Origin of the sequence: Eubacterium uniforme (assembly GCF_900167115.1) — a bacterium.
Lineage (GTDB): Bacteria > Bacillota > Clostridia > Lachnospirales > Lachnospiraceae > Eubacterium_S > Eubacterium_S uniforme.
In genome coordinates, this window is sequence record NZ_FUXZ01000007.1 from 128,426 (window position 1) to 148,454 (window position 20,029).

The following is a 20,029-nucleotide window of genomic DNA, read 5'->3' on the forward strand; positions in this document are numbered from 1 at the left end:
TTATTTTGATGAATTTTTCTTCCAAAACTGTTGACAAACACCCCTCGGGGTGTTATCTTATGTATAGATATTAGCACTCTATAAAAGTGAGTGCTAACAAAATGAACAAAGAAATTTTATTCTTTATATATTATTACAGCACATTAACGAAGGATATATAAAGAAAGGATTATTTGTACGAATACAACAAGGAGAATTAATAAGGAGGTGACCTCATGGATTTAAGTGAAAGAAAAGTAAAAATCTTACATGCTATTATAAGAAATTATCTTGAAACTGGGGAACCGGTAGGGTCAAGAACAATTTCAAAATATACAGATCTTAATTTAAGTTCTGCAACCATTAGAAATGAGGTTGCAGACCTTGAAGAATTAGGATTAGTAGTTTCACCACATACTTCAGCTGGAAGAATACCAACGGATCTTGGATATAGATTATATGTTGATAGTCTTATGAAAGATAGAGAAGATGAACTTGATGAAAGAGAAAAGAAACTTGAAGAAAAAGAAGACCTTCTCATTCAGAAAGTTGATAAGGTGGAAACACTTCTTAAGAATATGGCTAAGATGCTTGCAACTAACACAAATTACACAACATTAGTTTCAGCACCTACATATCAGAAAAATAAGATAAAGTTCATACAGCTTTCACCAGTTGATAGTACAAAACTTTTATGTGTTATTGTAAGTGAAGGTAACATTATTAAAAATAGAATCATAAATCTTGAAGAAGAACTTGATAATGAAAAGGTTTTAAATTTAAATGTTCTTCTTAATACAAGTCTTGCTGGCTTGACGCTTGAAGAGATTAATTTATCAATACTTAATAAGATTAATCAGCAAACATCTGAACATATCCAGATAGTAGATCAAGTTATGAAAGCAATTATAGAAACTCTTTCAGATGATGAAGACTTAAAGATTTATACATCAGGTACGATGAACATCTTTAAATATCCAGAACTTGCTGATAGTAGTAAGGCAGGAGAACTTATAAATGTTCTTGAAGAAAAAGAAGGACTTGAAGAGTTAATTAAAGATGATGAATCTGATATTAAAGTTTACATTGGTAATGAAACACCAGTTGAATCCATGAAGGATTGTAGTGTTGTTACAGCACATTACGAGATAGCTGATGGTGTTAAAGGTGTAATTGGTATCATTGGTCCAAAGCGTATGGATTATGAGAAAGTTATGAAAACGCTTAAAAATGTTAAAACACAATTAAGCGATACATATAATAATGAGAATGGAAGGAGCGGAAAAGATGGAGAATCAGACTACTGAGAAAAACGTAGTTGAAGAGGCGATTGAGAAAGCCAAAGAAGAAGCGGGCTTAAATGAAGCAGAAGATACAGCGACAGAAGTTGAAAATGCAGAAACTGAAAATGCAGAAACAACAGAAGAAACTGAAAGTGATAAAGAATCTGAGAAAACTTCTGATGATAAGTCTGATAAAAAAGGTTTCTTCAAAAAGAAGAAAGATAAAAAAGATGAGATTATCGAAGAACTTACAGATAAGAATAAAAGAATGCTTGCTGAGTTTGAAAACTTCAGAAACAGAAGTGAAAAAGAAAAGAGTGCAATGTTTGAAGTTGGAGCTAAAACAGTAATAGAAAAAATCTTACCTGTAATTGATAACTTTGAAAGAGGACTCACACAGAAACCTGAGGGTTCAGAAGCAGAAGGATTTGTTACAGGTATGGACATGGTATATAAACAATTTCTTACTTCGCTAGATGAACTTGGTGTTAAACCAATTGAGGCAGTAGGTAAGGAATTTGATCCTGAACTTCATAACGCAGTAATGCATGTTGAAGATGAAGAAGCAGGAGAGAATATCGTTGTTGAAGAATTCCAAAAAGGATATATGTATAAAGATACTGTGGTTAGACACAGTATGGTAAAAGTAGCAAATTAAAACTAAATAGTAAATTAATATTTAAAATACTAAGTATCAAATTGATACTAAGCAAATAAATTAGTACATTAAAAGAAAAAAATAACAAAGGTAATTTAGTAGAGATACAATTCTAAGGAGGAAAGAATTATGAGTAAAATAATTGGTATTGACTTAGGTACAACTAATTCATGTGTAGCAGTTATGGAAGGTGGTAAGCCAACTGTTATAGCTAATGCAGAAGGTATTAGAACAACACCATCTGTTGTAGCATTTACAAAGACAGGTGAAAGACTTGTCGGAGAAGGCGCTAAGCGTCAGGCAGTAACTAATGCAGAAAAGACAATCTCATCTATTAAGAGAGAGATGGGTACAGATTATAAAGTAGCTATTGATGATAAGAAATATACTCCACAGGAAATTTCAGCTATGATTCTTCAGAAATTAAAGAGTGATGCTGAAAGCTATCTTGGAGAAAAAGTTTCAGAAGCAGTTATTACAGTACCAGCATACTTTAATGATGCACAGAGACAGGCTACAAAGGATGCAGGTAAAATTGCAGGTCTTGATGTTAAGAGAATTATCAACGAGCCTACAGCAGCAGCTTTAGCTTATGGTCTTGATAATGAAAAAGAACAGAAAATTATGGTATACGATTTAGGTGGTGGTACATTCGACGTATCAATCATTGAAATCGGTGATGGCGTTATCGAAGTATTATCAACATCTGGTGATAACAAACTTGGTGGTGATGACTTTGATAAGAAGGTTGCAGATTATATTATTAGTGAATTTAAGAATGCAGAAGGTGTAGATTTAAGCCAGGATAAGATGGCTCTTCAGAGAATTAAAGAAGCAGCTGAAAAGGCTAAGAAGGAATTATCTTCAGCTACAACAACTAATATTAACCTTCCATTCATTACAGCAACAGCAGAAGGTCCAAAGCATCTTGATATGAACCTTACAAGAGCTAAGTTTGATGAACTTACAAATGACCTTGTTGAAAGAACAGCAACACCTGTAAACAATGCTCTTAATGATGCAGGTATTACAGCATCTGAACTTTCAAAGGTATTACTCGTTGGTGGTTCTACAAGAATCCCAGCAGTACAGGATAAGGTTAAAGCACTTACAGGTCATGAACCATCTAAGACACTTAACCCAGATGAATGTGTAGCAATTGGTGCTTCAATTCAGGGTGGTAAATTAGCTGGTGATGCAGGTGCAGGTGAAATCCTTCTTCTTGATGTAACTCCACTTTCACTTTCAATTGAAACATTAGGTGGTGTTGCTACAAAACTTATTGAAAGAAATACAACAATTCCTACAAAGAAGAGTCAGGTATTCTCAACAGCTGAGGATAATCAGACAGCAGTTGATATTCACGTAGTACAGGGTGAAAGAGAATTTGCTAAAGATAATAAGACACTTGGTAACTTTAGACTTGACGGAATTCTTCCAGCTCCACGTGGAATCCCACAGATTGAAGTAACATTTGATATTGATGCAAATGGTATTGTTAATGTTTCAGCTAAGGATCTTGGAACAGGTAAGGAACAGCATATTACAATTACAGCTGGTTCAAATATGTCTGATGAAGATATTGATAAGGCTGTTAAGGAAGCTGCTCAATTTGAAGCAGAAGATAAGAAGCGTAAAGAAGCAGTTGATACTGTTAATGATGCAAATTCAACAGTATTCCAGACAAAGAAAGCTTTGGATGAAGTTGGTGATAAGATTGATGCTGCTGATAAGACAACAGTAGAAGAAGATCTTAAAGCACTTGAAGCTATCTTAGAAGGAGTTAAAGATCAGGAAGTTTCTGATGATAAGATTGCAGAAATTAAAGCTGCTAAAGAAAAACTTATGAACGATGCTACAAAGGTATATCAGAAAGTATATGAACAGGCTCAGGCAGCAGGCGTTGATCCAAGCCAGTTCACAGGTGGACAGGCAGGTCCTGATGCATCAGCAAATGCAGGTGCTAGTCAGACACAGACACCTAACGATGACAATGTAGTAGACGGAGATTTCCAGGAATTATAAAATAAATAATTCGAACTAACAATGATTAAATAAGCCATCTGGAATTATGTAAACCAATAATTCCGGATGGCAAAATGTGTATATATAGAAAGGTTTCGAGATGGCAGATAAAAGAGATTATTATGAAGTCCTTGGCGTTGATAGAAATGCTGATGACGCAGCGATAAAAAAAGCATATAGAACACTTGCCAGAAAGTATCATCCAGATCAGAATCCAGGAGATAAGGAAGCTGAAGCGAAATTTAAAGAAGCATCAGAAGCGTACGCTGTTCTAAGTGATGAACAGAAGAGAAAGCAGTATGATCAGTTTGGACATGCTGCATTTGAAGGTGGCGCAGGTGGTGCAGGTGGATTTGATTTTAGCAATATGGATTTTTCGGATATATTTGGAGATATATTTGGATTTGGAGATATATTCGGCGGTGGTTCAAGACGTAATTCAAACGCACCAAGAAGAGGTGCTGACTTACGTACAGTTGTAAGAATTACTTTTGAAGAAGCTGTATTTGGTTGTGAAAAAGAGTTATCAGTTACAATTAAGGACGAGTGTACAAAGTGTAATGCAACAGGCGTTGCGCCTGGTAGTTCAAAAGAGACTTGTAGCAAGTGCGGTGGTAAGGGACAGGTTGTATTCACACAGAACTCAATCTTTGGCATGATGAGAAATGTTCAGACATGTCCAGATTGTGGTGGTACAGGTCAGATGATTAAGGAAAAATGTCCTGATTGTCATGGAACAGGATACATTGCAAGTAAGAAAAAGATTGCAGTACAGATTCCAGCTGGTATTGATGATGGTCAGTCTATTAGACTTCGTGAAAAAGGTGAGCCAGGTACTAATGGTGGTCCAAGAGGTGACTTATTAGTTCAGGTTAATGTAAGTAGACATGCTAAGTTTGCAAGAGAAGGAGTTAATATCTTCTCATCATCTAAGATATCATTTGCTCAGGCAGCACTTGGTGGAGACATCAGACTTGAGACTATTGATGGCGATGTTTTATTTAAGATTAAACCAGGTACACAGACAGATACAAGAGTAAGACTTAAAGGTAAGGGCGTACCTAATCTTAGAAATAAAGAGGTTAGAGGCGATCATTACGTAACACTTATTGTTGATGTTCCAACAAAACTTACAAATGAACAAAAAGAAGCACTTCTTGCATTTGATAAGGCATGCGGAGATACAGTTAGTGATACAAGCCAGACTAAGACAAAAACAAAGAAAAAGTCTTTTAAAGAAAAGATTGATGATATATTAAGTTAAAAGTAGAAGAATAATCATAATAGTTATTATTATGATTATTCTTTTTTTGTTGAAAATTGAGTTAACGTAAACTATAATTGTTTTTAGGTAAATTATTACAAAGAATAATTTGCTATCTATTATAAATAGTTTTTAGGAGGAAATATGAAAAGAAATATTATTTCGAAGGTAAAAAAATTTGTGCTAGCTACAACATTTTGTAGCGTGCTTTTAGTGGGAGGAAGCGTAAAGGCATTTGCGGATGATAATTCTGGAAAAACGGTTATTTATTCGAGAGAAACAGCTCCTACAATAGTATATGGTGATAGATATGATATGGAGTTAGATAATGATCAGACTACATATTACAAGCTTGAGATTACCGAAAAAACAAAAATTAAATTAAAGGGAAGATGTGAAGATGGTCATTTTCTGTTAACTAGTGCTTATGGTTATGAATTATTTAATAGTGACGGTATTGATAAAAATGATTATGATGATGAGACAGATCCAGAGACCGGAAACAGATATGTGGTATGGCATACAGATAAAACATTTATACTTCCTAAGGGTACATATTATGTAGGATTTACAACTACATTTTACGATTATTCACATATTGATTATGCATACTTTAGGGTATATAAATTAGATATGACTGATTTTGAAAAGGCATCAGAAAGATCGGAGACGGATATTTCTCTTGATAATGTTGCAAATATTTCAGATGTTGAAAAGTTAGTCACATCACAAAAGAATGATAGAGATGTAAAAGGTTCAACATATACTTTACTTCAGGCAAAGGGTAGTGCTAAAGGAAAGAATGCCATAAAAATATCATGGAAAAAGATAAAACAGGCTAAGAATTATACTATCTATGGTAATAAATGCGGTAAATCAAATAAATATAAAAAGATTGCTACAGTTAATAAAAACTCATTTATTCAAAAGAAATTAAAAAAAGGAACATATTATAAATATATTGTAGTTGCTAATACATCAAGTCATGTTATTGCAGTATCAAAGACTGTTCATGTTGCAACTAAAGGTGGTAAGGCAACAAATTATAAGAAGGTTAAGGCACCTAAGAGTGTTAAGATAAGAGTAAATAAATCAAAAAAAGTTAAAGCTAAAGCAATAAAAGAAAGTTCAAAGACAAGAAATCATAGATATATTGCATATGAATCAAGTGATGTAAGAGTAGCAACTGTAGGAAAGAATGGTGTTATAAAGGGCGTTCACAAGGGCAATTGTTACGTTTGTGCATATGCGCAGGATGGAAAGATGGTTAAAATAAAAGTTAAGGTTACAGAATAATTGCACCTTTACATTATGAATTGAAAAATATAGTATTTAAATGTATAATTATGAGGGTTAGTATTTATGCTAACCCTCATTTATTGTATTATATGAAATAATTAAACTGATATGAAAGAAAGGAAAGTCGCTATTTAAGATTATATATAGATTATGAAGTGGAATAAGTATACAATTGCTACTAAGGCAAAAGCAACTGAATATATATGTGATATGCTAATTGGGCTTGGAATTACAGGTATGCAAATAGATGATAATCTTGGCATAACTGAGGAAGAGAAAAAAGCTCAATTTATTGATTATGTGCCTACACTTAAGGATAGTGATGATGCATATATAACATTTTATACAGAAACTAAAGAGAATGCGGAAGATGAAAAATCTGATTCATATAATTTAACAGGAGTTGAAGTGGTTAAGCAAACTTTACAAATTAGTGATGAAGAGTTGCTTGAAAAAATAAGAGAAGAACTTCTTGATGCTTCTAAATTTATGGATATAGGTCTTGGTACAATTACAAAAGATGTGACTGTTGATACAGACTGGAAAGATAATTGGAAAGAGTTCTTTAAAGAATTTAATGTAGGATGCTTTAATATTAAACCTTTATGGGATAAAGATGTTGAAGAAAAAAGAGATTTAAGCCAAGTCGAAAACACGGATAAGACAATTTTCATTGATCCAGGTATGGCATTTGGTACAGGTAAGCATGAGACTACGGCTCTTTGTATACGTGAACTAGAAAAGTATGTTAAGCCTAACATGAATGTATTTGATGTTGGATGTGGTTCTGCAATTCTTTCGATAGCCGCAAGAAAACTTGGAGCAGGTAAGATGCTACTAACAGACATAGATCCAGAGGCTGTTAGCGTCGTTCCACATAATTTAGAAATTAATGACATAAAAGTGGATGAAAACATTACAGTGCTTAAAGGTGATTTGTTATCTGATGAAAACATTCAGAGTTTGGCAAAATCCTATGATTTTGATATTGTCGTAGCGAATATTTTAGCTGATGTAATTATACCTTTATCCGCAGTTGTTGATAGATATTTAAAGAAGGGTGGTATTTTTATTTCATCGGGTATTATTTATACAAGAGCTGATGAAGTTAAAGAGGCAGTTGTAGCAAATGCTAACCTAGAACTACTAGATGTAAAACGAGATGGTGATTGGGTTATGATTTCAGCTAGAAAGAAATAGATTAATGGTATATTGATGATTTGTATCTAATAGTATTTGAATATTGGAGAGATATATGCATAGATTTTTTGTTGATAGTAAAAATGTATCTGAAGAAGAAGTGAGAATCACAGGTAGCGATGTTAATCATATAAAAAATGTTTTAAGAATGAAACAGGGTGATAAGTTTTATGTTAGTGACGGTGACATTACAGATGTAACCTGTGAAATAACAGAGATTAATTCAGATGAAGTTATTGCAAAGATAATTGAAGAACATGAAAATACTGAACTTGCATCAAGAATAGTTTTATTCCAAGGCCTTCCAAAGTCAGATAAGATGGAACTGATTGTTCAAAAAGCAACAGAACTAGGAGCAAGTCAGATTGTTCCAGTTGCAATGAAGCGATGTGTTGTTAAACTTGATGAAAAAAAAGCAGCAAATAAAAAGAAAAGATATGAAGCAATTGCACTTAGTGCAGCTAAACAAAGTAAAAGATCAGTTATACCTGAAATAGGTGATGTGGTTAGTTTTAAAGAAGCATTAAGTATGGCTAAGAATTTAGATGTATGTTTGGTACCTTATGAATCAGCTAAAGGCATGGAAGGTACGAGAGAAGTTTTAGCAGAATTAGAGTATGGACAAAGTATTGGTATATTTATTGGACCTGAAGGAGGCTTTGATGATAAGGAGATAGAAGAAGTTAAAGAATGTGGTTTTAACATTATATCTCTTGGTAGACGAATTCTTAGAACAGAAACTGCTGGTCTTACAGCATTATCTATATTGATGTATATTCTTGAAGATTAATATATGTTTTATTGGTTACATCAATTTTGTATGTTGATAATAATCAGTATGATTTGAATTATTACATAGATTTAATATGATTATGAGTTTGAAAGGAGTGCATGGTAAACATGCAGGAACATATGGAGTGTTATTTTGATAATAGTGCCACAACAAAACCATACAAGGAAGTTGTGGAAGTTATGGAAAAAGTTTTAACTGAAGATTTTGGAAATCCATCATCAATGCATTTGAAAGGTGTTGATTCTGAAAAGTATGTAAAGGATGCAAGAGAAGTTATTGCAAAGACTTTAAGAGTTAATGAAAAGGAAATTCTTTTTACATCAGGTGGTACAGAGTCTAATAACACTGCAATCATTGGTAGTGCAATTGCAAAGAATAGGGAAGGTAAACACATTATAACTACAGCAATTGAACATCCATCAGTTTTATCACCAATGCAGTTTTTAGAAAAAAACGGATATGAAGTTACATACTTAAAAGTTGATGCTGATGGAAAAATCAGTATTGAAGATTTAAAGAATTCATTAAGAGAAGACACAATACTTGTTTCAATGATGCACATAAATAATGAGGTTGGAAGCATTCAGCCTATAGAAGAAGCAGGTAAGGTTATTGCTGAATTTGAAAAGAACCTTCATGCAAATGGTGCAGACAGAAGCAGACATATTAATTTTCATGTTGATGCAATTCAAAGTTATGGAAAAGTAATCATTAATCCAAAACAGTTAAACATTGATCTTTTATCAGTTAGTGGTCATAAGATTAATGGACCAAAAGGTATTGGATTTTTATACATAAAGGATAAAACAAAAGTTTCACCAATTATATTCGGTGGTGGTCAGCAGAAAGCAATGCGTTCTGGTACTGAAAATGTTCCAGGTATCGCAGGATTAGCTCTTGCTAGTAAAAAAACTTACGATACACTTGATGAAACTAATAAGAAATTATATGAACTTAAAGATTATCTTATAGATGGTCTTAGTGCTTTGCCAGATGTATATGTTAATAGTAAGAAAGGTGAAGAAGGAGCAATACATATCGTAAGTGCTTCATTTGCTGGAATAAGAAGTGAAGTTATGCTTCATACACTTGAAGATAAGGGGATTTTTGTTTCAGCGGGTTCAGCATGTTCATCAAATAAACCAGCACCAAGCAAGACACTTACAGAAATGGGCCTTAAGAAAAATCTTATTGAATCAACAGTTAGATTTAGCCTAGGCCACTACAACACAAAAGAAGAAATTGATTATGCGCTTGGCGAAATCGAAAGTGTTTTATCGATGCTAAGAAAATATATAAGAAAATAAATAAGAAAATAAAATAATAGCCTTAAATGTAAACACATGCATAAGTATATTATCTAGCAAGGACCATCGCGGGTCTCAGCACTTAGCGAGCATTGATTGCGAGCTTAGTACTGCTAGGGGTAGCCCGCGCTGTGCGAGAGCAGTGTCCTAGATAGATAATATACTTATGCATGTGTGTAGAAATAAGATTAAGTTATTTATGGAGGATATATGGTAACGGATATTTTTAATACTTTTTTGATAAAGTATGCAGAGATTGGAACAAAGGGAAAGAATAGATACATATTTGAAGATACACTTGTAAAGCAGATTAAAAATGCAATGTATAGAACAGGTTATAAGTATGAGGTTGTTAAAGAGTCAGGAAGAATCTATGTTAATCTTCCAGAAAACTTTGATTATGATGAAGTGGTAAATGCATTAAAGAAAGTATTTGGTATAGTTGGAATTTGTCCAGTTATGCAGATTGAGGATGAAGGCTTTGATAAGTTAAAAGAAACAGTTGTTAAGTATTTTGATGATGTTTATGAAGACAAGAATTTAACTTTTAAGGTTAAGACAAGAAGAGCAAGAAAGAATTATCCGCTTGAATCTAATGATATTAACATGGAACTTGGTGGAGCACTTCTTGATGCATATCCAGAACTTAAGGTTGATGTACATAATCCACAGGTTTGGTTACACGTTGAAATTAGAAATCAGATAAATATATATTCTGAAACAATTCCTGGACCTGGTGGTATGCCAGTTGGTACAGCAGGTAAGGCAATGCTACTTTTATCTGGTGGTATTGATAGTCCGGTTGCTGGATATATGGTTTCAAAGCGTGGCGTTACACTTGAAGCAACATATTTTCATGCACCACCTTATACAAGTGAAAGAGCAAAGCAGAAAGTAATTGATCTTGCAAAGAAGGTTGCTGTTTATTCTGGACCAATTAAGCTTAACATTGTAAACTTTACTGACATTCAGCTTGCAATTTATGAGAAGTGTCCACATGATGAACTTACGATTATCATGAGAAGATACATGATGAGAATTGCTGAACATTTCGCTAAGGAGAGTAAGTGCCAGGGACTTATTACGGGTGAAAGTATCGGACAGGTTGCAAGCCAGACTATGCAAAGTCTAATGGCAACTAATGAAGTTTGTACAATTCCGGTTTACAGACCACTTATTGCATTTGATAAACAGGATATTGTAGATGTTTCACTTGATATTGATACATATGAAACATCAATTCTTCCATATGAGGATTGTTGTACAATTTTCGTTGCAAAACATCCTGTTACAAAACCAAATCTTAATGCTATTAAAAGAAGTGAGTACAAGCTTAAAGATGTAATTGATGATCTTTTTACGAAGGCAATTGAGACTACAGAAGTTATAGAAGTTGAATAATAATTTGGGAAATAAAAAGAAAATGGAAAAACGTAAGAAGTATAGGGGAAAAAGCTATTAAAAACAGCAGGTACAAAAAAATATATTGTTAAAAAGTAGTAAAATAAAAGAATGGATTTATGAAAATCATAAATCCATTCTTTTTAAATTTATTATATCATCTGCAATATATAACTTAAAGTTTTATTATGCTTCTGCTATAAAAGGCTTAATAGCCTCAAGAATTGTTTCGATATTATCTTCCGAGTGGATATTTAAGTCGATAGGCTTTGATAAGTCTAAACTAAAGATACCCATGATAGATTTAGCGTCGATTACATAACGACCAGAAACTAAATCGAAATCAGTATCGAATTTTGTTACTTCATTTACGAATGCCTTTACTTTGTCAATTGAGTTTAAACAGATAGTTACTTTCTTCATTTCAAAATCCCTCGTTTCCTTCTTTGATATTTGTTAGGGCGTTTCTTTGACCCTACTACATTATAATACAATTTTGTTTTAAATAAATCAATGTACAATATGTATAAAAATTAAGGAGTATTGTTGTAAGAATTATTTTGTATATAGTTTTTATTGGTTATTTTATCTAATGAAAAATGACAAATAATTTAGTATAATATTAGGAGGTGTTTTAGAACGTGATAAATTCAAATTTTAAATAGAGATGATTTAGGATACGAGGAATGAATATGGGAAAAACGGTTGCACTTCACAATCTTGGATGCAAGGTTAATGCATATGAGACAGAGGTTATGACAAAACAATTAGAAGAAGCTGGATATGAAATAGTAAATTTTAATGAAAAGGCAGATGTGTATATAATTAATACATGTTCTGTTACTAATATTGCCGATAGAAAGTCAAGACAAATGCTTCATAGAGCTAAAAAACTTAATAAGGATGCTTGCGTTGTAGCTGCTGGTTGTTACGTTCAGGGTGCAAGAGAAGAGATGGAAAAAGATGCAGCTGTTGATGTAATAGTTAGTAACAATCGTAAGGGTCAGATTGTTGATATTATAAATAATTATTTTGAAGAAAAAGATATAAGAGATAAAAACTCAGATATAAATGAAATTAATGAATCTATAAACATAAATAACGAAATAAAATCATGTAAAGAATATTTTATTGATATTAATAAAACTTCTGAATATGAGGATATGACACTTACAGATACAGGTGAAAAAACAAGAGCATATATGAAAATTCAGGATGGTTGTAATCAGTTTTGTTCATATTGTATTATCCCATTTGTTCGTGGAAGAATAAGAAGTAGAAGTATAGAGAGTATAGTTAAGGAAGCTGAAGGTTTAGCTTTACGTGGATATAAGGAAATTGTTCTTACAGGAATTCATATTAGTTCTTATGGTAAGGATTATTTGAAAGATAAAGTGAATACTAAAATTGATAATAATGATGTTGAATTAGATAAAAATAGTGGTAAAGGATTAGGATCAGCATTGAAAGATGAAAATGATTATTTGAGTTTATCACAAGACCTTGAAGAAGTTATAGAGGATAATAAGAATATTCTAAGTTTAATTGATGTTATTGAAGCAGTAAGTAACGTTGATGGAATTAAGCGTATACGTCTAGGTTCTTTAGAACCAAGGATTATAACTGATAATTTTGTTCAAAGACTGGTAAAGCAAACTAAGGTATGTCCACATTTTCATTTATCACTTCAAAGCGGTTGCGATGAAACGCTTGCACGTATGAATAGACATTATACTTGTGATGAATACGAAGAAAGCTGCAATATCCTTAGAAAGTATTATGATGATCCAGCAATTTCAACAGATGTTATAGTTGGGTTTCCAGGTGAAACAGACGAAGAATTTAAAACTACGCATGCTTTCTTGAAAAGAATCGCATTTGCTAAGATGCATATTTTTAAGTATTCAAGACGTAAGGGCACTAGGGCAGATAAGATGCCTAATCAGATTTCGGATAGTGTTAAGCAGGTACGTAGTGAAGATTTGCTTAGTTTAGAACAGAATTTAGCATATGCATACATTAATAGAAATCTAGGTAAGGAAGAGGAAATCTTATTAGAAGAAGTTATAGAGGTTAGCGGCAGGGATTATATGACCGGATATACAAGTACATATGTAAAGGTTGCCGTTCCAATTGATGATGGTAAGGTTTATGGTGTTGATGTTTTAGAAGCTAATGGTAAGATTATAAAAGTTAAGTTGGATAGAGAACTTGAAAGCGAGCTTGTATTGGTTAATCCAATTGAGTGGGTGGAGTAATCTTAAGAGCACGCGGTTAACATAAAATATAATTGTTAAATTTTTGATAAATATGTCAAAAATTATCTAAATATTTTTAAATATATGGTGCCTATATAGCAAATGACACTTGCTTATAATAGGTAAATAAACTATAATAAAACCAAAGGTATTTATGTAAATAATAAGGAAAAGGACGTGAAAAAAATGGATTTAGGAAACACACAATATTTTAAAGTTCAGGCTGATAAACAGATTTCTGCTGAAGATGTTTTAGAACAGGTATATGAAGCTTTAGTAGAAAAGGGATATAATCCAGTTAATCAAATCGTTGGTTATATTATGTCAGGCGATCCAACATACATCACTAGTCATAAGAATGCTAGAAGCTTGATTATTAGGGTTGAAAGAGATGAGTTATTAGAAGAAGCCTTAACTTATTACATTGAGAAGAAATTAGGCGGAGATGTACAATAATGAGAATAATGGGCTTAGACTTCGGTTCAAAAACTGTTGGCGTAGCCGTTACGGATCCTCTGGGCATTACTGCGCAGGGGATTACGATTGTAAGGAGGGATTCTGAGAAGAGGCTTAGAAAGACTTATCAGGCAATCGAAAAGCTAGCTAAGGAATATGAAGTTACCAAATTTGTCATTGGACTTCCTATGAATATGGATGGAAGTTCGGGAGAGAGAGTGGAGAAATCTAAGGCATTTGCTGAAGATTTGCATAGAAGAACTGGTATTGAAGTTGAGTTATGGGATGAGAGACTAACAACGGTTGAAGCTCATGAAATTATGAGTGAACTTGGTATAAAAGGGGGAAAACGTAAGGATTATGTTGATGAGATAGCAGCAGTTCTTATTTTGGAGGATTATTTAAGGGCTAATCCTGATTGTTTGAAATAATAAATGTGAACATTAATTGATTGAGGGATATATAATCATAAGAGTTTAAGGAGATTGGTATGGAAGACATTTTAACATTTATTGATGATGATGGAGAAGAGATTAAATTCGAAGTTTTAGAAGAAACAAGAATTAATAATACGAATTATATTTTAGTTGCTGAAGATGGGGACGGAGACGAGGCAACTGTTTATATTATGAAGGACGTATCGGAGCCTACAAGTGAGGAAGCTTCTTATGTTATCGTGGATGATGATACGGAGTTAGAAAGCGTTATGAAAATATTTGACGAATTACTTGGAGACGAAATGAACATTGAAAGATAGGTCCTCTAAAAATTATAGGAGGATAATATGAAGAAGGATGAAGTGAAAATCATTCCTTTAGGCGGTTTAGATAAGATCGGAATGAATATAACTGCCTTTGAAACGGATGAAGACATTATTATTGTGGATTGTGGTATGTCTTTTCCGAGTGAGGATATGTTGGGAATTGATTATGTTATTCCTGATATAACATATCTCATTTATAACAGAGAAAGGGTTAGAGCTTTTTTTATAACACATGGTCATGAAGATCATATAGGAGCTTTACCATATGTTTTAAAACAATTGAATGTGCCTATCTATGCTACGAAACTCACAATGGGTATTATAGAGGGCAAACTTGAAGAAGCTGAACTTATGGATGTCACTAAGAGGAACGTGGTAAAATATGGTGATATTATTGAGACAGGCGACTTTAAGGTGGAATTTATAAGAACTAATCATAGTATTGCTGATGCGGCTGCATTAGCTATTACGACTCCAGCAGGTGTGATTGTTCATACAGGTGACTTTAAGGTTGATTATACTCCAGTATATGGTGAGCCTATTGATCTTAAGAGATTCGCTGAACTTGGTAATGAGGGAGTACTAGCAGTAATGTGCGATAGTACAAATGTTGTACGCCCTGGTTTTACTATGTCTGAACGTGCAGTTGGAGATAGAATAGATAAGATATTTGCTGATCATCCAAAGAACAGAATTATTATTGCGACATTTGCTTCAAATGTTGATAGAGTTCAGGAGATTGTAAATGCTGCGCAAAAGTATAATCGTAAAGTTATTATTGAAGGCAGAAGTATGGTTAGCATTTTTGATATTGCGCAAAAACTAGGATACCTTGAAGTTCCTGATAACATTATGGTTGATATTGAAGAAATTGGTAATTATACTGATGAGCAGATTTGTCTCATTACAACAGGTAGTCAGGGAGAGGCTATGGCAGCGCTTTCACGTATGGCTTCATCAGCTCATAAGAAGGTTTCAATTTTTCCAGGAGATACTATTATATTTAGTTCAAACCCTATTCCTGGTAATGAAAAGGCGGTTACAAAAGTAATTAATGATCTTTATGATAAGGATGCAGAGGTTATATTTGAGAATACTCATGTGTCAGGCCATGCTTGTCAGGAAGAGATAAAACTAATATATACACTTACAAAACCAAAGTATGCCATACCAGTTCATGGTGAGGTTAGACATTTAAAGGAGCATGCAAAACTCTGCAAGAGCCTTGGTATGGATAATGAACATATCTTTGTTTTACATAGTGGAGATGTTTTGAAATTAAGTCCTAAAAAGGGGAAAATTGTAGATAAAGTTGTAGCCGGAGAGGTTATGGTTGACGGTCTTGGCGTCGGTGATGTTGGTAATATTGTTCTTAGAGATAGACAAAGTCTATCAGAAAATGGTATTATGATTGTTGTTATGACGCTTGAAAGATATGGTTCAAGAATATTAGCAGGACCAGATATTGTTTCAAGAGGTTTTGTATATGTAAGAGAATCTGAGGATTTAATATATGAAGCACAGACTGTTGTAAGAGAAGCACTTGAAAGATGTTTAGGTTCAGGTGTTAATGACTGGGGAAGAATCAAGACAGTCATTAGGGATACTCTTAGTGAGTTCTTATGGAAGAAGATTAAGAGAAGTCCTATGATTATTCCAATTATTATGGAAGTTGATTAATGGTATTTTGATTATTTGTATGTATGTTGGAATAAAATAAATTTATGAGAGGCGATTATGAGTTTACTTAGAAAGACATCAACTGGATTTGCTAAGACAGTATTTAAGGTTGCAGTATATATTGTGCTTGGTCTTGTGTTGTTTTACGGATGTTCATATGCATATACTTATGGACAGAAAGTATTTTCTTCAAAAGGTATGGAATCAAAACCAGGTACAGATATTAAAGTTACAATTAAGAACGGAACAAGTGTAAAAAAGCTTGGTACAATTCTTGAGGATTATGGACTAATAGAGGATGATTTTATATTCTATTTACAATCTATAGCATTTGAGTATAAAAAAGTAATTCCAGGTACATTTGATCTTAATACTTCAATGAGTGGTGAGGAGATTATCAGAGTGTTATCTACTGAACCACAGGAAGATGAAACTAGTACAGAGAAGGATAAAGAAACTGAAAAAGAAACTAAAGAAGAAAAAACTACAAAAAAAGATAAGGATGAAAAGTAGTTTATAGTTTAGTTGGTCTTTAATACAGATAAAGGATGAATTGATATGATTAGTGATGAAAGAATCACAACATATATTAATTCACTCGATAAAAATGATAATCCATTTTTAACTGAGCTTAGGAAAAAGGCTGAAGAAGATAGAGTTCCTATAATCAGAAAGGAAATGGAAAGTTTTATAAGGGTTTTATTTAAGTTAAAAGAGCCGAAGAATATTTTAGAGCTGGGTAGTGCAATAGGCTACTCAGCCATTTTAATGAGTGAATGTATAAGTAGTGATGGTAAAATAACTACAATTGAAAATTATGATAAACGTATTGTTCAGGCTAGAGAGAACTTTAAAAAGGCGGGGAAAGAAGATGTGATTACGCTTCTAGAAGGGGATGCCCTTGAAATCATAAGTAAGTTAGATGGTGAATATGATTTTATATTTATGGATGCTGCTAAGGCACAATACATAAATTATCTTCCACATTTAATTAGACTTATGGAAAAAGGAGCAATCCTTCTAACCGATAACGTTCTTCAGGATGGAGATTTATTTGAATCACGTTACGGTATAATAAGAAGAAACCGTACAATTCATACACGCATGCGTGAATACCTAGAAGCAGTAAAATCCAGCAACGAATTAGAAACAAGCATCGTTCAAATTGGTGATGGTATAACACTTAGTGTGAAATTGTAATTAGATGGCTAAATAACCATCTAAATCATTAAATATGTAAGTTCCTAAGTGAACGTAGAGAATTAAGAATGGAGAGATGATATGAAGAAACCTGAATTGCTATGTCCGGCAAGTAGTTTGGAAGTTTTGAAAACAGCGGTGAATTTTGGCGCGGATGCTGTTTATATAGGTGGCGAGGTTTATGGACTTCGTGCAAAAGCAAAGAACTTTTCACATGAAGATATGATAGAAGGTGTAAAATATGCACATGCTCATAATGTCAGAGTATTTGTTACAGCAAATATCTTAGCTCATAATGCAGATCTTGCAGGTGTTAGAAAGTACTTTGAAGAATTAAAAGAAGTTGGAATGGATGCACTTATTATTGCTGATCCAGCTATATTTACAATAGCTAAGGAAGTTCTTCCGGATACAGAAATTCATATTAGTACACAGGCTAATAATACAAACTATGGTACATTTAATTTCTGGTGGAATTTAGGTGCTAAAAGAGTAGTTACAGCAAGAGAATTATCGCTTAAAGAAATAAAAGAAATTAGAGATAATATTCCAGAAGATATGGAGATTGAGACATTTGTTCATGGGGCTATGTGTATTTCATATTCGGGAAGATGTTTGCTTAGTAGTTTTATGACAGGTCGTGATTCAAATAAGGGAGCATGTACTCATCCATGTAGATGGCAGTATGCAGTTGTTGAGGAAAAACGACCAGGAGAATATATGCCTATATATGAAAATGAAAGAGGAACATATATCTTCAATTCAAAGGATTTATGTATGATTGAACATATTCCTGAACTAATAATGAGTGGTGTTGATAGTTTAAAGATTGAAGGACGTATGAAGACTGCTTTATATGTTGCAACAGTTGCAAGAACATATAGAATGGCAATAGATGATTTTTTTGAAGATCCGCTTAAGTATAAAGAAAATATTCCTAAGTATGTTGAACTTATGAGTCAGGGTATTTATCGTCAGTATACAACAGGTTTTTTCTTTGGTAAGCCTGATGAAAATTCACAGGTTTATGATAAAAATGATTATGAACATAGTTATACTTATCTTGGAATTATTGGAGATGTTGATGAAGACGGTATGTGTCATTTTGAACAGAGAAATAAGTTTAGTGTGGGCGATGAAATAGAAGTAATGAAGCCTGATGGAAGAGACATTAAGATTAAGGTTTCTAAGATGATGGATGAAGAAGGTAATGAAGTTGAATCTGCACCACATCCAAAACAAAAACTTAAAGTTTATCTAGATGGTCAGGCAGAAATTGGCAATCTTATTAGAATGAAATCTGAGAAATAATGATTATACAGTCTTATAGTGGTATATAGTATGTTAGACAACGCTTTAAAAAATTTAAAAAGTGTAAAAATTTGCTTGATTTTTTTATATAATTAGATACAATGTACAGGTTGTATACATAATAATTTATTTACGGATTAGGAGGACGAAAATGAAACATTTTAAAAGAATTATTATTTTATCGACTGTATTAGTGTGTTTAGTAAGTATGACAGTTTCTGCAAAAGCAGGAAGCTATAGTTCTACATATAGCATGAAAGGTGGAGTTTTTTCAAAAAAATGGATTGATCCTAAAAGCAAATGTACAGTAGATGTATTTCCTGAAATTGGAACACCAGGTGAAGATATGGCAGTTATATGGGCTAATAAGGTTTTTTTTGGATGGGATGGAGACTACAAATGGACATCTTCGACTGAACCAGGAACAGTTACATTTAAATCAAGTAGAAGAAGAAAAGTTTGGTTAAGAAACTTTACAGGTATTCGATGGGAAGGAAAGGTTACATTTTCTTGGGATTAAGGTTTGAGATATGTATATTTTAGATTTACATCTTTTTCTTTTTGTGATAATTTTAATGTTTTTATTTGGTATGACAGTGATAATATGTAAAAAGAAAAAGACGAAGTATAGGAGACTTTTTTATTTTTTAATTGAAATATATTGTTTATTAATGGTAAAAGTTGTTGTTATGCCAATAGTTTTACTTAATGCAGTCAGTAGACATGATTTTATAAAACATTTAGGTAGAAAAGTTATATATGGTATTCAAACAATCCCGTTTCAAACAATAAAAAGTAATTTGACGCCAATCACATTTGCTGGAATAATACAAATATTTGGAAATATAATATTATTAATGCCGGTGGCAATTATTATAGTTTGGATAATTGAAGAGAAAAATATAATATTTGTTTTATCTCTTGGACTATTTGTTTCGATTATTGTAGAAGGAATGCAGTATATTATTAATGCGTTAACTTTGTATCCATCGCATGAAGTAGATGTTGATGATTTGATTTTAAATTATTTAGGATATATTCTGATGATTGGAGTTATTTATATTATTAAGAGAAAAAATATTAATGTATACAATAAAGTAAGAAAAATGTTCGTGATAAATGAATAATTGAAAATGCTAAGAATATTACTTG

The 20,029-nt window shown here is 32.7% G+C and carries 20 protein-coding genes; 19 read left to right on the forward strand and 1 reads right to left on the reverse strand.

Going from position 1 to position 20,029, the window contains the following annotated elements:
• Positions 1–215 precede the first annotated feature (215 nt).
• From hrcA to thiI, 9 genes are all read left to right on the forward strand, one after another.
• Positions 216–1,286: a heat-inducible transcriptional repressor HrcA gene (gene hrcA / locus B5D16_RS06495; protein WP_078766170.1), complete on the forward strand. Its 1,071-nt coding sequence runs from the start codon at positions 216–218 to the stop codon at positions 1,284–1,286.
• Positions 1,267–1,920 carry a nucleotide exchange factor GrpE gene (grpE, locus tag B5D16_RS06500; protein WP_078766171.1) on the forward strand — a complete coding sequence of 218 codons (654 nt, stop codon included), beginning with the start codon at positions 1,267–1,269 and terminating at the stop codon, positions 1,918–1,920. Before hrcA ends, grpE begins: the two co-directional genes overlap by 20 nt.
• Before the next feature lie 129 nt (positions 1,921–2,049).
• On the forward strand, positions 2,050–3,945 hold the full coding sequence (dnaK, locus tag B5D16_RS06505; RefSeq protein WP_078766172.1) for a molecular chaperone DnaK: 1,896 nt from the start codon (positions 2,050–2,052) through the stop codon (positions 3,943–3,945).
• A 100-nt stretch (positions 3,946–4,045) separates the two neighbouring features.
• The gene (gene dnaJ, locus B5D16_RS06510) at positions 4,046–5,209 is read left to right on the forward strand and encodes a molecular chaperone DnaJ (protein ID WP_078766173.1); all 1,164 of its coding nucleotides are present in this window, start codon (positions 4,046–4,048) and stop codon (positions 5,207–5,209) included.
• A gap of 144 nt (positions 5,210–5,353) precedes the next feature.
• Entirely contained in the window at positions 5,354–6,505 is a 1,152-nt protein-coding gene (locus B5D16_RS06515; protein ID WP_078766174.1) for an Ig-like domain-containing protein, read from the forward strand.
• A gap of 153 nt (positions 6,506–6,658) precedes the next feature.
• Positions 6,659–7,708, forward strand: a complete 1,050-nt coding sequence (locus tag B5D16_RS06520) for a 50S ribosomal protein L11 methyltransferase (RefSeq protein WP_078766175.1) — start codon at positions 6,659–6,661, stop codon at positions 7,706–7,708.
• A 55-nt stretch (positions 7,709–7,763) separates the two neighbouring features.
• A complete protein-coding gene (locus tag B5D16_RS06525) occupies positions 7,764–8,498 on the forward strand; it encodes a 16S rRNA (uracil(1498)-N(3))-methyltransferase (RefSeq protein WP_078766176.1) in 735 nt (244 codons plus the stop codon).
• A 122-nt stretch (positions 8,499–8,620) separates the two neighbouring features.
• Positions 8,621–9,808, forward strand: a complete 1,188-nt coding sequence (locus tag B5D16_RS06530; protein ID WP_078766237.1) for a cysteine desulfurase family protein — start codon at positions 8,621–8,623, stop codon at positions 9,806–9,808.
• Positions 9,809–10,018: 210 nt separating this feature from the next.
• The gene (gene thiI / locus B5D16_RS06535; RefSeq protein ID WP_341465195.1) at positions 10,019–11,209 is read left to right on the forward strand and encodes a tRNA uracil 4-sulfurtransferase ThiI; all 1,191 of its coding nucleotides are present in this window, start codon (positions 10,019–10,021) and stop codon (positions 11,207–11,209) included.
• A 186-nt stretch (positions 11,210–11,395) separates the two neighbouring features.
• Here the strand turns inward: thiI and B5D16_RS06540 are convergent, their stop codons facing one another.
• Positions 11,396–11,632 carry an HPr family phosphocarrier protein gene (locus tag B5D16_RS06540; RefSeq protein ID WP_078766177.1) on the reverse strand — a complete coding sequence of 79 codons (237 nt, stop codon included), beginning with the start codon at positions 11,630–11,632 and terminating at the stop codon, positions 11,396–11,398.
• A gap of 269 nt (positions 11,633–11,901) precedes the next feature.
• Here B5D16_RS06540 and B5D16_RS06545 point away from each other — a divergent pair, with 269 nt between their 5' ends.
• The 10 genes from B5D16_RS06545 to B5D16_RS06590 all read left to right on the forward strand — a co-directional run bounded on the left by B5D16_RS06545 (position 11,902) and on the right by B5D16_RS06590 (position 20,004).
• Positions 11,902–13,467 carry a MiaB/RimO family radical SAM methylthiotransferase gene (locus B5D16_RS06545; RefSeq protein ID WP_078766178.1) on the forward strand — a complete coding sequence of 522 codons (1,566 nt, stop codon included), beginning with the start codon at positions 11,902–11,904 and terminating at the stop codon, positions 13,465–13,467.
• Positions 13,468–13,653: 186 nt separating this feature from the next.
• A complete protein-coding gene (locus B5D16_RS06550; RefSeq protein WP_078766180.1) occupies positions 13,654–13,923 on the forward strand; it encodes an IreB family regulatory phosphoprotein in 270 nt (89 codons plus the stop codon).
• Entirely contained in the window at positions 13,923–14,354 is a 432-nt protein-coding gene (gene ruvX, locus B5D16_RS06555) for a Holliday junction resolvase RuvX (protein ID WP_078766181.1), read from the forward strand. Before B5D16_RS06550 ends, ruvX begins: the two co-directional genes overlap by 1 nt.
• A gap of 59 nt (positions 14,355–14,413) precedes the next feature.
• Positions 14,414–14,680, forward strand: coding sequence for a DUF1292 domain-containing protein (locus B5D16_RS06560; protein WP_078766182.1), 267 nt, complete (start codon positions 14,414–14,416; stop codon positions 14,678–14,680).
• Between the two features lie 27 nt (positions 14,681–14,707).
• On the forward strand, positions 14,708–16,366 hold the full coding sequence (locus tag B5D16_RS06565) for a ribonuclease J (protein ID WP_078766183.1): 1,659 nt from the start codon (positions 14,708–14,710) through the stop codon (positions 16,364–16,366).
• A gap of 57 nt (positions 16,367–16,423) precedes the next feature.
• Positions 16,424–16,879: an MltG/YceG/YrrL family protein gene (locus tag B5D16_RS06570; RefSeq protein ID WP_078766185.1), complete on the forward strand. Its 456-nt coding sequence runs from the start codon at positions 16,424–16,426 to the stop codon at positions 16,877–16,879.
• 45 nt (positions 16,880–16,924) lie between these two features.
• Positions 16,925–17,566, forward strand: a complete 642-nt coding sequence (locus B5D16_RS06575; protein ID WP_078766187.1) for an O-methyltransferase — start codon at positions 16,925–16,927, stop codon at positions 17,564–17,566.
• A gap of 81 nt (positions 17,567–17,647) precedes the next feature.
• Positions 17,648–18,877: a peptidase U32 family protein gene (locus tag B5D16_RS06580; RefSeq protein WP_078766188.1), complete on the forward strand. Its 1,230-nt coding sequence runs from the start codon at positions 17,648–17,650 to the stop codon at positions 18,875–18,877.
• A gap of 151 nt (positions 18,878–19,028) precedes the next feature.
• Positions 19,029–19,397 carry a hypothetical protein gene (locus B5D16_RS06585; RefSeq protein WP_078766189.1) on the forward strand — a complete coding sequence of 123 codons (369 nt, stop codon included), beginning with the start codon at positions 19,029–19,031 and terminating at the stop codon, positions 19,395–19,397.
• 151 nt (positions 19,398–19,548) lie between these two features.
• Positions 19,549–20,004, forward strand: coding sequence for a VanZ family protein (locus tag B5D16_RS06590; protein ID WP_159444318.1), 456 nt, complete (start codon positions 19,549–19,551; stop codon positions 20,002–20,004).
• The last annotated feature ends 25 nt before the right edge of the window (positions 20,005–20,029 follow it).